Source organism: Streptomyces nymphaeiformis (genome assembly GCF_014203895.1).
GTDB classification, from domain to species: Bacteria; Actinomycetota; Actinomycetes; order Streptomycetales; family Streptomycetaceae; genus Streptomyces; species Streptomyces nymphaeiformis.
Map to the genome: position 1 here is coordinate 429948 of NZ_JACHJY010000005.1, position 13162 is coordinate 443109.

Sequence of the window (13162 nt, forward strand, 5' to 3'; positions counted from 1 at the left end):
GCCCGGTCCGAGATGGGCCTCGGGGCCAACAGACCGTCGCACTACGGTCTTTCGGCACTGTCGCCGGGTCTCGTGAACCGTATCACAAACTATTTGAATAGGTCTTTACCCGTAAGGTGTGCAAACAGTCACACATGAGAGTGACCCCGCGCGTGTGTGCGCGACACGGGGTCACCTTGTCTGGTATTGGCCCCGGATGGGGCTTTCGTCAACCGCGCGCCCCGGCCTTACTCCGGTCGGTGAAGCGCGAACGGTGACCGATGGCGGTCGCCCCGTTGACCCCGGCGGGCACGGGTTCCCGCTCCTCCACGGCCTCGCCCTCGGCCTCGGCGGGCACGGCGGGCGGCTTGCGGCGCCGGTAGCGGGGCGGGACGACCGACTGGGCCCAGCGCGGGGCACGCGGCGTGAAGCGCGGCAGCAGGAGCAGCACCAGGCCGATCGCGCTCAGCGCGACGACGCCGAGGACGATCCACATCGAGGTCGAGTGGACCGAGTAGGCCAGCGTGCCGAAGGCGATCAGCGCCGACCAGAAGTACATGATCAGCACCGCGCGGCTGTGCGAGTGCCCGATCTCCAGGAGCCGGTGGTGCAGGTGGCCGCGGTCGGCCGCGAACGGCGACTGGCCCTTCCACGTACGGCGCACGATCGCCAGGACCAGGTCCGCCATCGGGATCGCGATGATCGTCAGCGGCAGCACGAGCGGGATGAAGACCGGCAGGGCGGCGTGCGTGGCCTGACGGGTCGAGCCCTCGAAGAGCTTCAGCACGTCCGGGTCGACCTGGCCGGTGATCGAGATGGCGGAGGCCGCCAGGACCAGGCCGATCAGCATCGAACCCGAGTCGCCCATGAAGATCCGCGCCGGGTGCATGTTGTGCGGGAGGAAGCCCAGGCACATGCCCATGAGGATCGCGGCGAAGAGCGTCGCGGGGGCGGCCGCCTCGATCGTGTAGCCGTACCAGAGGCGGTACGCGTACAGGAAGAAGGCCGCGGCGGCGATGCAGACCATGCCGGCGGCGAGGCCGTCGAGGCCGTCGACGAAGTTCACGGCGTTGATGGTGAGGACCACCAGGGCGACCGTGAGGAGCGTGCCCTGCCAGGGGGTGAGCGCGACCGTGCCGACACCGGGGATCGGCAGCCACAGGATCGTCAGACCCTGCGCGACCATCACGCCCGCCGAGATCATCTGCGCGCCCAGCTTGATGAGCGCGTCCAGCTCGAACTTGTCGTCGAGGACACCGATCAGCCAGATCAGCGCGGCGCCGGAGAGCAGCGCACGGGGCTCGTTGGACAGCTCGAAGACGCTGCTCAGGTTCTGCAGGTGGTCGGCGACGAGGAGTCCCGCGCACAGCCCGAAGAACATGGCGATGCCACCGAGCCTCGGAGTCGGTTCTCGGTGCACGTCGCGGGCGCGGATCTCCGGCATCGCGCCGGTCGCGATGGCGAACTTCCGCACCGGACCGGTGAGCAGATAGGTCACCGCGGCCGTGACACAGAGCGTCAGCAGGTAATCACGCACGGGCTGCCCCACAGGAATCGCTGGCCATCTCAGCCCCACACCCTAGCCGTGCCGTCCATGTGCTTGGAGACATCGGGGTGGCCCGAACGGTTGCGCTCGGCCTCCGGTCAGCGCCCATACGGGGGAAATCGGGAGGTCAGCTCCCGTACTTCCGCGCGTACCCGGGCCGTCTCCCCCGGGTCGTCTCGCAACGCCACGGTGAACAACGCCGCAATTCTCGCCATCTCCGGGGAGCCCATCCCCTGCGTGGTGACGGCGGCCGTGCCGAGCCGGATCCCCCGCCCCTCCCCGTACGGCAGGGCGCAGGTGTCGAGCACCATGCCCGCGGCGGCGAGCCGGGCGCGGGCGGTCCGCCCGTCGACGCCGAGCGGCGCGGGGTCGGCGGTGATGAGGTGGGTGTCCGTCCCTCCGGTGGTCAGCCCGAAGCCCTCGGCGGCGAGGGCGGCCGCGAGGACCTTGGCGTGCTCGACCACCTGATGGGCGTACGCGGTGAACGCCGGCGCGGACGCCTCGCCGAAGGCCACCGCCTTCGCCGCGATCGTGTGCATCTGGGCGCCGCCCTGCGTGAACGGGAACACCGCCCGGTCGACCCGGCCCGCGAGCTCCCCGCCGCACAGGATCATGCCGCCGCGCGGCCCGCGCAGCACCTTGTGCGTGGTCGCGCAGACGACGTCGGCGTACGGGACGGGGCTGGGCGCCGCTCCCCCGGCGACGAGCCCGATGGGATGGGCGGCGTCCGCGATCAGGTACGCCCCGACCTCGTCGGCGATCTCCCGGAACACGGCGTAGTCGAGATGCCGCGGATACGAGATCGACCCGCAGACGATCGCCTTGGGCCGGTGGTGGCGGGCGAGCGCGGCGACCTGCTCGTAGTCGACGAGCCCGGTCTCGGCGTCGACGCCGTACGGCACGAAGTCGAACCACCGCCCGGAGAAATTGGCGGGCGAACCGTGCGTGAGGTGCCCGCCGTGGTCGAGCCCCATGGCCAGGACCGTGTCACCGGGCCTGAGAAGGGCCGCGTACGCCGCCAGGACGGCCGAGGAGCCGGAGTGGGACTGCACGTTCGCGTGCTCGGCTCCGAAGAGCGCTGTGGCCCGCTCGACGGCGATCCGCTCGACGGCGTCGGCGTACTCGCAGCCGCCGTGGTGCCGGGCGCCGGGATAGCCCTCGGCGTACTTGTTGGCGAGCGGCGAACCGAGCGCGGCGAGCACCGCCGGCGACATGAAGTTCTCGGCGGCGATCAACTGCAGACTGTCGGCCTGTCGCCGCGCCTCACCGAGCAGCACATCGGCGACCTCGGGGTCCTGCCGGCGCAGGACGTCGAGTTCCTCATCGGGGGGCGCGGTGACGGACATGGCTGACTCCGGACGTGGAGGGATGTCAGCACCAATGTAGGCAGCAGCCCCCCACCCCGCCTCCCGAAGGCCAACGCCTGGCGAAGCCGCCCGCGAGTGCCGCCACCACCGGGCCCACCGCCTGGCCGAGCCCCTCCTCCCGACGCGGCCCAAGGGGCCTCCCGGGCTTCGGGACGCTGCGGCGGCCTCCGACCGCCCGACGTGGCCCGGGCCGTCAGCGCTTCGCGGACACGCCCGTCAGGGCCGTCACCACCGGGTCCAACGCCTGGTCGATCTCGTCGCCGATCGAGCGGAAGAAGGTGATCGGGGCGCCGTACGGGACCCAATCCCCGACGCACCCCTCGCACCGCTCGGCCCCAAGGGGCCTCCCGGGCTTCGGGACGCTGCGGCGGCCTCCGACCACCGGACGTGGTCCAGGCCGTCAGCGCTTCGCGGCGACGCCCGTCAGGGCCGTCACCACCGGGTCCAACGCCTGGTTGATCTCGTCGCCGATCGAGCGGAAGAAGGTGATCGGGGCGCCGTACGGGTCGTTCACCTCGTCCGCGTCGACCGACGGGGCCAGGAGCCACCCGCGTAGAGCCGCTGCCGCGCGGACCAGGGCGCGGGCGCGTTCCACCATGCCCTCGTCGCGCGGGTCCGGGAGCGTGGCCGGGTCGATCGCGCGGACCAGGCGGGTGAACTCCTTCAGGGTGAAGGTGCGCAGGCCCGCCGAGTGGCCCATCGAGATGACCTGCGCGCGGTGGTCGCGGGTGGCCGTCAGGACGAGGTCGGCGCGGATGACGTGCTCGTCGAGGAGCTCGCGCCCCACGAAGCCGCTGTAGTCCGCGCCGAAGTCGGCGAGGACCAGTTCCGCGTTGGCCTCCATGGGGGCGCCCTCGTGGCCCCAGGTGCCCGCGCTCTCCACGATCAGGCCGCCGCCGAGGGGGTCGCCGAGGCGGTCGCTCAGGGCATGGCGGGTCAGCCGCTCGGTGATCGGCGAGCGGCAGACGTTGCCGGTGCTGACGTGGAGGATGCGGAAGGTGTCGCTGTCTTCGTGCCCCGCTATGCCACGCCCCTCAGGGGCGGTCAACTGGCCACCTCGAGGTCGGGTACGACCTTCCGGAGCTCCTCCGGGGAGAGCGCGCCCTCGCGCAGCAGCACCGGCACCTTGCCCGTGACGTCGACGATGGACGAGGGGACGATGCCGGGCGTCGGGCCGCCGTCGAGGTAGACGGAGACGGAGTCGCCGAGCATCTGCTGGGCCGCGTCGCAGTCCTCCGGCGCCGGGTGCCCGGTGAGGTTGGCCGAGGTCACGGCCATCGGGCCGACCTCGGTGAGGAGCTCGATCGCGACCGGGTGCAGCGGCATCCGGATGGCGACGGTCCCCCGGCTGTCGCCGAGGTCCCACTGGAGCGACGGCTGGTGCCGGGCGATGAGGGTGAGCGGGCCGGGCCAGAAGGCGTCGACGAGCTCCCAGGCCTGCTCGGAGAAGTCCGTGACGAGGCCGTGGAGGGTGTTCGGGGAGCCGATGAGCACGGGCGTGGGCATGTTGCGGCCGCTGCCCTTGGCGGCCAGCAGGTCCCCGACGGCCTCGCCGCTGAAGGCGTCCGCCCCGATCCCGTACACGGTGTCGGTGGGCAGCACGACCAGCTCGCCCCGGCGAACGGCGGACGCGGCCTCGCGCAGACCGGTCGCGCGGTCGGTCGACTCGTTGCAGTCGTATCGCCGTGCCATCAGTTCCCGTCCTCCTCGTTCACGTCGTGCTTGCTCATGGCATCGCCTTGCGGGCGGTCGCGAACCGCGGCCGGTTGTTGAGGTCCGGGTGGTCGGCGGCGTCGGCCCAGCCCGCCTCCTCGTTGAAGATCCACGGGACCTGCCCGCCCTGGGTGTCGGCGTGCTCGATGACGACGAGGCCGCCGGGGCGGAGGAGACGGTGGGCGGTGCGCTCGATGCCGCGGATGGTGTCGAGGCCGTCCTCGCCGGAGAAGAGGGCCATCTCCGGGTCGTGGTCGCGGGCCTCGGGCGCCACGTACTCCCACTCGGTGAGCGGGATGTACGGCGGGTTGGAGACGACCAGGTCGACCTGGCCGTCCAGCTCGGGCAGCGCGGTGAGCGCGTCGCCCTCGTGCAGCACGACGCGGGAGCCCTCGACGTTCTTGCGGGTCCACGCGAGCGCGTCCTCGGACAGCTCCACGGCGTGCACCCGCGAGCGCGGCACCTCCTGGGCGAGCGCGAGGGCGATCGCCCCGGAGCCGGTGCACAGGTCGACGATGAGCGGTTCGACGACGTCCATGGCGCGTACGGCGTCTATGGCCCAGCCGACGACCGACTCGGTCTCCGGGCGGGGCACGAAGACGCCGGGCCCCACCTGGAGCTCCAGGTAGCGGAAGAACGCCCGGCCGGTGATGTGCTGGAGCGGCTCGCGGGCCTCGCGGCGGGCGACGGCCTCCCAGTAGCGGGCGTCGAAGTCCGCGTCCTTGACGTTGTGCAGCTCCCCCCGCTTGACGCCGTGCACGAACGCGGCGAGCTCCTCGGCGTCGAAACGCGGTGAGGGAACGCCGGCGTCGGCCAGCCGCTGGGTGGCCTGGGCCACCTCGGCAAGCAGCAGGTTCACGCTGGTCCTCCGTGGTGCGGGGTGGGGCTTGAGGGGGGCCTTACGCTGCGACGGACTTCGCCCGCCTCACGCTGCGGCGAGCTTCGCCGCCGAGTCGGCGTCGACACAGGCCTGGATCATGGCGTCCAGGTCGCCGTCGAGGACCTGGTCGAGGTTGTACGCCTTGAAGCCGACGCGGTGGTCCGAGATCCGGTTCTCCGGGAAGTTGTACGTACGGATCTTCTCGGAGCGGTCGACGGTGCGGACCTGGCTGCGGCGGGCGTCGGCGGCCTCGGCCTCGGCCTTCTCCTGGGCGGCGGCGAGAAGGCGGGAGCGCAGGATGCGCATGGCCTGCTCCTTGTTCTGGAGCTGGCTCTTCTCGTTCTGGCAGGAGGCGACGATGCCGGTCGGCAGGTGGGTGATGCGGACGGCGGAGTCGGTGGTGTTGACCGACTGGCCGCCGGGGCCGGACGAGCGGTAGACGTCGATGCGCAGGTCGTTGGCGTGGATCTCGACGTCGACCTCCTCGGCCTCGGGCGTGACGAGCACGCCGGCGGCGGAGGTGTGGATGCGGCCGGCGGACTCGGTGGCGGGCACGCGCTGGACGCGGTGCACCCCGCCCTCGTACTTCAGCCGGGCCCAGACGCCCTGGCCGGGCTCCGTGGCGCCGTTGCCGCCCTTGGTCTTCACGGCGACCTGGACGTCCTTGTAGCCGCCCAGCTCGGACTCGGTGGCGTCGATGATCTCGGTCTTCCAGCCGACGCGCTCGGCGTACCGCAGGTACATCCGGAGGAGGTCGCCGGCGAAGAGGGCGGACTCGTCGCCGCCGGCTCCCGCCTTGATCTCCAGGATGACGTCCTTGTCGTCGCTGGGGTCGCGCGGGACGAGGAGCAGGCGGAGCTTGTCGGTGAGCTCCTCGCGCTGCTTCTCGAGTTCCTTGACCTCGGCGGCGAAGTCGGGGTCGTCGTGCATCAGCTCGCGCGCCGTCTCGATGTCGTCACCGGTCTGCTTCCAGGAGCGGTAGGTGGCGACGATCGGGGTCAGCTCGGCGTAGCGCTTGTTGAGCTTGCGCGCGTTGGCCTGATCGGCGTGGACCGAAGGGTCCGCGAGCTTGGTCTCGAGGCCGGCGTGCTCGCCGACCAGTTCCTCGACCGCCTCGAACATCGGGAGCTCCTGGGTTTTCGTGGGTTGCTACGGGACGGCAAAGCGCCGGTCCCGGCCACCCCCGCACGGGGGCGGCCGAAGACCGGCGCAGTGGCTCGCTACTTGGCGGAGCCGGCAGCCTTGCCGAAGCGGGCCTCGAAGCGGGCCACGCGGCCGCCGGTGTCGAGGATCTTCTGCTTGCCCGTGTAGAACGGGTGGCACTCGGAGCAGACCTCGGCACGGATGGTGCCCTCGGTCAGGGTGCTACGGGTGGTGAACGACGCGCCACAGGTGCAGCTGACCTGGGTCTCGACGTACTCGGGGTGGATCTCGCGCTTCAAGGTGTCTCCTAGTTTCGGGAGGGCTCCGGGTCGCCGCCGCGGGTTGCGGACAGCGTGAACCGGGACCGACGTACCAGTCTGCCAGGGACCGGCCGCATCTCCCAAAACGGGGGTCGGGCCGGAGGTATTCCCGGGTTCCCGCCGGCTATCTGACGAGGCCGCCGGCCTGGCCCGTGGCGGTGTCCTCGGTGGCCGACGCGGGGATCGGGAGGTCGCCCTTGAGTGCCTTCCAGACCTGCTGGGCCTGGGCGTCGAGGGGGACGACGCGGTTCGGGTCCCGGGGGTCGTACCGGACGGGCAGCGTGACCATGTGGACGTTGCCCGCGGAGATGCCGGAGAGGCCCTTGGCGAAGCCCATCAGCTTCTGGACCGAGTCGAGCTCGGAGTCGGGCGTGATGGCCTTGGTGGCGGCGTCGGCGAGGCCGTACAGCTTGGTCGGGTTGGTGAGGACGCCGACGCCCTTGACCTGCTCGATGAAGGCCTTCATGAAGGCCTGTTGGAGCTGGATGCGGCCGAGGTCGCTGCCGTCGCCGACGCTCTTGCGGGTGCGGACGAGGCCGAGGGACTGCTCGCCGTCCAGGGTGTGCGTGCCCGGGGCGAGGTCGAGGTGGCTCTTGGAGTCCTTGATGGCCTTCGTGGTGGTGATCTCGACGCCGCCGAGCTCGTCGATGAGCTTCTTGAAGCCGGTGAAGTCGACCTCGATGTAGTGGTCCATGCGGATGCCGGACATCGACTCGACGGTCTTGACGGCGCAGGCGGGGCCGCCGACCTCGTACGCGGTGTTGAACATGGCCCGCCGCTCGCCGGGGACGGCGGTCCCCCGGGCGTCGGTGCAGGAGGGCCGGGTGATGAGGGTGTCGCGGGGTATGGAGACCACGCTGGCCTTCTTGTGGCCCTCGTAGACGTGCACGACCATCGCGGTGTCGGAGCGGGCGCCGCCCTCGTCCTTGCCGTAGGCGCCGTTGTCGCCGGAGCGGGAGTCGGAGCCGAGGACCAGGATGTCGAGGGAGCCGTTGTCGACGTCGTCGGGGCGCTCCTTGCCCAGCTGGGCGTTGATGTCGACGCCCTGGAGGTTGCCGTCGAGCTTGAGGTAGACGTAGCCGAGGGCGGCGCCGCCGAGGACGAGGACCGCGGCGGCCCCCGATATGAGAACGGGCGCCTTGCGCCGCCCGGCGCGCTGCTTGCGGCGGGTGCCGCTGCCGGCGCCGCGGGCGCGGCCGCCCTTGTTCTGCTCGGTCATCGTCTTCCCTCCCTCGCCCCTTGGGTTCACCTTCAGTGACGGCTCTGCACCCGAAAGGGTTGCATAGGGGGCCGTGAGGTTTGCGTGAGCTCTGCCCGGAAACGGCACTGCGCCCACCGTGCGGGGCACGGTGGGCGCAGTGGTTCACGCAGGTCACGACGGGGTTACGGGACCGGGGTCCGGCTCTCGTCGTGTGACGCGGCTCTCGCCTCAGTCGTTGTTGCTGGCTCCAGGGGTGGTCTTCTGGATCTGGAGCAGGAACTCGCCGTTCGACTTGGTCTGCTTCATCTTGTCGAGGAGCAGCTCGATCGCCTGCTGCTGGTCGAGCGCGTGGAGCACGCGACGCAGCTTCCAGGTGATGGAGAGCTCGTCGCTGCCGAGGAGGATCTCCTCCTTGCGCGTGCCCGAGGCGTCGACGTCGACGGCCGGGAAGATGCGCTTGTCGGCGAGCTTCCGGTCGAGCTTGAGCTCCATGTTGCCGGTGCCCTTGAACTCCTCGAAGATCACCTCGTCCATCCGCGAGCCGGTGTCGACCAGCGCGGTGGCCAGGATGGTCAGCGAGCCGCCGTCCTCGATGTTGCGCGCGGCACCGAAGAAGCGCTTCGGCGGGTAGAGCGCGGTCGAGTCGACACCACCGGACAGGATGCGGCCGGAGGCGGGCGCCGCGAGGTTGTACGCGCGGCCCAGGCGGGTGATCGAGTCGAGCAGGACGACCACGTCGTGACCCAGCTCCACGAGGCGCTTGGCGCGCTCGATGGCCAGCTCGGCGACGGTGGTGTGGTCCTCGGCCGGGCGGTCGAAGGTCGAGGAGATGACCTCGCCCTTGACCGACCGCTGCATGTCGGTGACCTCTTCCGGACGCTCGTCGACCAGGACGACCATCAGGTGGCACTCGGGGTTGTTGTGCGTGATCGCGTTGGCGATCGCCTGCATGATCATGGTCTTGCCGGTCTTCGGCGGGGCCACGATCAGACCGCGCTGACCCTTACCGATCGGCGACACGAGGTCGATGATGCGGGTGGTGAGCACACCGGGGTCCGTCTCCAGGCGGAGGCGGTCCTGCGGGTACAGCGGGGTCAGCTTGTTGAACTCCGGGCGGCCGCGGCCGGAGTCGGCGGCCATGCCGTTCGCGGAGTCCAGGCGGACCAGCGCGTTGAACTTCTCGCGGCGCTCGCCCTCCTTCGGCTGACGCACGGCGCCGGTGACGTGGTCGCCCTTGCGCAGGCCGTTCTTGCGGACCTGGGCGAGGGAGACGTACACGTCGTTCGGGCCGGGCAGGTAGCCGGAGGTCCGGATGAACGCGTAGTTGTCGAGGATGTCCAGGATGCCCGCGACGGGGATCAGGACGTCGTCGTCGGCGACCTGCGGCTCGCCGGCCTGGAAGTCGTCACGGCCACGACGGCCACGACGGTCGCGGTAGCGCCCGCGACGCCCGCGGCGGCCGCCCGCCTCGTCGTCGTAGTCGTCCTGCGGGCCGGCCTGCTGGCCGCCCTGCTGCTGGCCCTGGCCGCCCTGGCCCTGACCCTGACCCTGACCCTGGCCGCCCTGGCGCTGGCGCTGGCCGCCCTGGCCACCGCCCTGCTGCTCGTCGCCCTTGCGGTCGCGCTGACGGTCACGGCGGTCACGGCGGTCGCCGCGCTCCCCGCGCTCCCCGCGCTCCCCGCGGTCACGGCGGCTGCGGCCCTCGGCGCCGTCGACGGCGGCCTCGGCCTTGGCGTCGGCCTGCGGCTCGGCCTTGACCTCGCGGGTCTCGGTGCGGGCCTCGGTCTTGACGACCTGGGCGGCCTCGGCCTTGGCCTCGCCCTCCGGCGAACCGGCGGGCGCGGTGGCACGGCGACGTCGGCGCTCGCCGGCCGGGGCGTCGTCGGCGGCCGGCTGGCCCGGGATGTCGATCTGCTGCTGGGCGACGGCCTTCTCCGCCTTGGGCGCGGCGGCCTCGGCGGTCTCGCCCGTGCGGGCCTTGGAGGTGGTGCGGCGCTTCGGCTTGGTCTCGGCGGCGTCGGCGGTCTTGGCGGGGGCGGCGGAGCCTCCGGCCTGCGCCTCCTTGATGACCTCGATCAGCTGGCTCTTGCGCATGCGCGCGGTGCCCCTGATGCCGAGGCCGGACGCGACCTGCTGCAGCTCGGCCAGGACCATGCCCTCGAGGCCGGTGCCGGAGCGGCGGCGCCGTGCGGTGCCGGTGGCACCTGCGGCGGGCGCGGCGGTGTCGACACTGTTGTCGGCAGTCACGCCCATCAGATCGGTGGTGTCGCTCACGAAGGGTCCTTCCCTGGAGCGGACGTCGGCCATCTGGCTCGGCGACCGGTTGTGCTGTCCGGCAGGGTCCTGGTTCGTGGACCGTGTCCGGGGCGGTGGTCCCGCCGGGTACGGCGGAGAGAAAACGTGCTGTGGGTCCGGCCCGAGCGCCCCCTGCTCGGCCCTCGGCTCGAAAGAAGAGCGAGGGGTGTCGTGCCGGTTCCGGAGCGTGCTCGAAACTGCTCAGGCAGGCTGCTCAGGCAGTTGGGGAGGCTCCCGGAAGAATCGGTGGTCCCTGATGGGGACACTCAGCACCGCGCCACAAAGGCGCCGGGTGCTGACTTGAGGTTAACACTACCGGCTCCAACAAACATTCCCCCTCTCCCTCACCGGCAATCTCCTGTCCGAGACGCTGCCCGGCGCCCCGGCCGTCCGAGGCGCTGCCCGGCGCCCCGGACGTCACACGCCTAGGGCGCCAGCGGCAGGACGCTCGCCCCGGACGCGTCGAGGTCGAGCCGGTTGGCGGCCCAGCCCTCGCCCGCGAGGCGGGCGACCTTGTCGGCCGTCCCGTGTTCGGCCAGCGCGAGGACCGTGGGGCCCGCGCCGGAGATGACCGCGGGGACGCCGTCCGCGCGCAGCCGGTTCACGAGGGCGATGCTCTCCGGCATCGCGGGGGCCCGGTACTCCTGGTGCAGCCGGTCCTCGGTGGCCGCGAGCAGCAGCTCGGGGCGGCGGGTCAGGGCCTCGACGAGGAGGGCGGCGCGGCCGGCGTTCGCGGCGGCGTCCACGTGCGGGACGGTGCGCGGCAGGAGTCCGCGGGCGGTCTCGGTCAGCACGGGCTTCCCCGGCACGAAAACCACCGGAACGATGGAATCCGAAGGATCCATCCTGATCGCCCGCGCGGCACCGGACTCGGTCCAGGCGAGCGTGAATCCGCCGAGCAGACAGGCGGCGACGTTGTCGGGGTGGCCCTCGATCTCGGTGGCCAGCTCCAGGAGCGCGGCCTCGTCGAGCTTGGCGTCCCCGCCTATGGTCACGGCGCGGGCGGCGACGATGCCGGCGCAGATGGCGGCGGAGGAGGAGCCGAGGCCGCGGCCGTGCGGGATGCGGTTGGCGCAGACGACCTCGAGGCCGCGCGGCTGTCCGCCGAGCAGGTCGAAGGCCGTGCGCAGGGAGCGTACGAGCAGGTGGCGCTCGTCGCGCGGGAGCGTCTCGGCGCCCTCACCGGCGATGTCGACGTGCAGCCCGGAGTCGGCGACCCGGACGACGACGTCGTCGTAGAGCCCCAGCGACAGGCCGAAGGCGTCGAAGCCCGGGCCGAGGTTGGCGCTGGTGGCGGGGACGCGCACCCGTACGGCGGCGGCGCGGAACGCTGGACCGGCCATCGCTCGTTGACTCTCCTTGATTGCGAAACGGTGTTTCGGACAGCGGGTGGTGCAAGAGAAGTACTCGGGGACCCGGGCCCCGGAGGGCCGTTTCGGCCGCGGAGGCGACAACGGCAACGACACCGCGCATATGCGTCGGGGTGGGTTCGGTACAGCCTATCGAAGGAAGGTTCTGTGGCGACATAGGGCGCACAGGAGGCGCACGATGCGTGTCGCGAGCCATCCTGTGCGCCTATGTAGGTTCCTGATCGGGTTTCACCCGATCAGGAACCGGCGGAGCCGTGCTGTTTCAGGCCCTTTTTCAGGCCAGGCCGAGGCGCTCGGCGGCGGTCGCGGCGTCGACCGGGACGGTGACCGGCTGCGGCGCGCCGGCGACGGCCCAGTCGGGGTCCTTGAGGCCGTTGCCGGTGACCGTGCAGACGATCGTCTGGCCCGGGTCGACCTTGCCCTGCGCGGCGGCCTTCAGCAGACCGGCGACCGAGGCGGCCGACGCGGGCTCGACGAAGACGCCCTCCTGCGCGGCCAACAGGCGGTAGGCCTGCAGGATCTCACGGTCCGTCACCTCGTCGATGAAGCCGCCCGACTCGTCGCGCGCGGCGATCGCGTAGTCCCACGAGGCCGGGTTGCCGATGCGGATCGCGGTGGCGATCGTCGACGGGTCCTTGACGACCTCGCCGCGCACGAGCGGCGCGGAGCCGGAGGCCTGGAAGCCCCACATGCGCGGGCGGTGGGTGGCGAGACCGTCGGTGGCGTACTCGCGGTACCCCTTCCAGTACGCCGTGATGTTGCCGGCGTTGCCGACGGGCAGGACGTGGATGTCGGGGGCGTCGCCCAGCATGTCCACGATCTCGAACGCGGCGGTCTTCTGGCCCTCGATGCGGACCGGGTTGACCGAATTGACCAGCGCCACCGGGTAGTTCTCGGAGAGGCTGCGGGCCAGGGTCAGACAGTCGTCGAAGTTGCCGTCCACCTGCAGGATCTTCGCGCCGTGCACGAGGGCCTGGCCCATCTTGCCGAGCGCGATCTTGCCCTGGGGCACGAGGACCGCGGAGACCATCCCGGCGCGCACCGCGTAGGCGGCGGCGGAGGCGGAGGTGTTGCCGGTGGACGCGCAGATGACGGCCTGCGCGCCCTCCTCCTTGGCCTTCGTGATGGCCATGGTCATGCCCCGGTCCTTGAAGGAGCCGGTGGGGTTGGCGCCCTCGACCTTGAGGTGCACCTCGCAGCCCGTGCGCTCGGAGAGGACCTGAGCGGGGACGAGCGGCGTGCCGCCCTCACGGAGCGTGACGACCGGCGTCGTGTCCGTGACCGGAAGGCGGTCCCGGTACTCCTCGATGATGCCGCGCCACTGGTGGGTGCCCTTGTGGGTCATGGG

At 71.5% G+C, this 13162-nt stretch carries 11 protein-coding genes and 1 pseudogene; all 12 read right to left on the bottom strand.

Going from position 1 to position 13162, the window contains the following annotated elements; all coding sequences use genetic code 11:
* Positions 1-208: 208 nt before the first annotated feature.
* The gene (locus GGE06_RS19390; protein WP_116158824.1) at positions 209-1516 is read right to left on the bottom strand and encodes an MraY family glycosyltransferase; all 1308 of its coding nucleotides are present in this window, start codon (positions 1514-1516) and stop codon (positions 209-211) included.
* A 107-nt stretch (positions 1517-1623) separates the two neighbouring features.
* Positions 1624-2871 carry a serine hydroxymethyltransferase gene (gene glyA, locus GGE06_RS19395; protein ID WP_184931341.1) on the bottom strand — a complete coding sequence of 416 codons (1248 nt, stop codon included), beginning with the start codon at positions 2869-2871 and terminating at the stop codon, positions 1624-1626.
* 214 nt (positions 2872-3085) lie between these two features.
* Positions 3086-3190 (bottom strand): annotated as a pseudogene (locus GGE06_RS42670) (protein-tyrosine-phosphatase); the annotation flags it as partial.
* A 102-nt stretch (positions 3191-3292) separates the two neighbouring features.
* Entirely contained in the window at positions 3293-3940 is a 648-nt protein-coding gene (locus GGE06_RS19400) for an arsenate reductase/protein-tyrosine-phosphatase family protein (protein ID WP_184931342.1), read from the bottom strand.
* Positions 3937-4584 (bottom strand): L-threonylcarbamoyladenylate synthase, encoded by a 648-nt coding sequence (locus GGE06_RS19405; RefSeq protein ID WP_116158827.1) that lies wholly within the window; start codon positions 4582-4584, stop codon positions 3937-3939. Before GGE06_RS19405 ends, GGE06_RS19400 begins: the two co-directional genes overlap by 4 nt.
* Positions 4585-4618: 34 nt before the next feature.
* The gene (gene prmC / locus GGE06_RS19410) at positions 4619-5464 is read right to left on the bottom strand and encodes a peptide chain release factor N(5)-glutamine methyltransferase (RefSeq protein ID WP_116158828.1); all 846 of its coding nucleotides are present in this window, start codon (positions 5462-5464) and stop codon (positions 4619-4621) included.
* A 66-nt stretch (positions 5465-5530) separates the two neighbouring features.
* Positions 5531-6607 carry a peptide chain release factor 1 gene (gene prfA, locus GGE06_RS19415; protein ID WP_116158829.1) on the bottom strand — a complete coding sequence of 359 codons (1077 nt, stop codon included), beginning with the start codon at positions 6605-6607 and terminating at the stop codon, positions 5531-5533.
* Between the two features lie 98 nt (positions 6608-6705).
* Positions 6706-6927, bottom strand: coding sequence for a 50S ribosomal protein L31 (rpmE, locus tag GGE06_RS19420; RefSeq protein ID WP_015036196.1), 222 nt, complete (start codon positions 6925-6927; stop codon positions 6706-6708).
* 145 nt (positions 6928-7072) lie between these two features.
* Positions 7073-8167: an LCP family protein gene (locus tag GGE06_RS19425; RefSeq protein WP_116158830.1), complete on the bottom strand. Its 1095-nt coding sequence runs from the start codon at positions 8165-8167 to the stop codon at positions 7073-7075.
* A gap of 210 nt (positions 8168-8377) precedes the next feature.
* Positions 8378-10423: a transcription termination factor Rho gene (gene rho / locus GGE06_RS19430; protein ID WP_184931343.1), complete on the bottom strand. Its 2046-nt coding sequence runs from the start codon at positions 10421-10423 to the stop codon at positions 8378-8380.
* A 446-nt stretch (positions 10424-10869) separates the two neighbouring features.
* Positions 10870-11787: a homoserine kinase gene (gene thrB, locus GGE06_RS19435; protein ID WP_116158831.1), complete on the bottom strand. Its 918-nt coding sequence runs from the start codon at positions 11785-11787 to the stop codon at positions 10870-10872.
* 301 nt (positions 11788-12088) lie between these two features.
* Positions 12089-13159 (bottom strand): threonine synthase, encoded by a 1071-nt coding sequence (thrC, locus tag GGE06_RS19440; RefSeq protein ID WP_116158832.1) that lies wholly within the window; start codon positions 13157-13159, stop codon positions 12089-12091.
* Between the last annotated feature and the right edge of the window lie 3 nt (positions 13160-13162).

Bases quoted from the DNA above. Each gene is read 5' to 3' on its own strand.
- glyA (WP_184931341.1), bottom strand. From the start codon at position 2,871: ATGTCCGTCACCGCGCCCCCCGATGAGGAACTCGACGTCCTGCGCCGG.
- prfA (WP_116158829.1), bottom strand. From the start codon at position 6,607: ATGTTCGAGGCGGTCGAGGAACTGGTCGGCGAGCACGCCGGCCTCGAG.
- GGE06_RS19425 (WP_116158830.1), bottom strand. From the start codon at position 8,167: ATGACCGAGCAGAACAAGGGCGGCCGCGCCCGCGGCGCCGGCAGCGGC.
- thrC (WP_116158832.1), bottom strand. From the start codon at position 13,159: ATGACCCACAAGGGCACCCACCAGTGGCGCGGCATCATCGAGGAGTAC.
- GGE06_RS19405 (WP_116158827.1), bottom strand. From the start codon at position 4,584: ATGGCACGGCGATACGACTGCAACGAGTCGACCGACCGCGCGACCGGT.
- thrB (WP_116158831.1), bottom strand. From the start codon at position 11,787: ATGGCCGGTCCAGCGTTCCGCGCCGCCGCCGTACGGGTGCGCGTCCCC.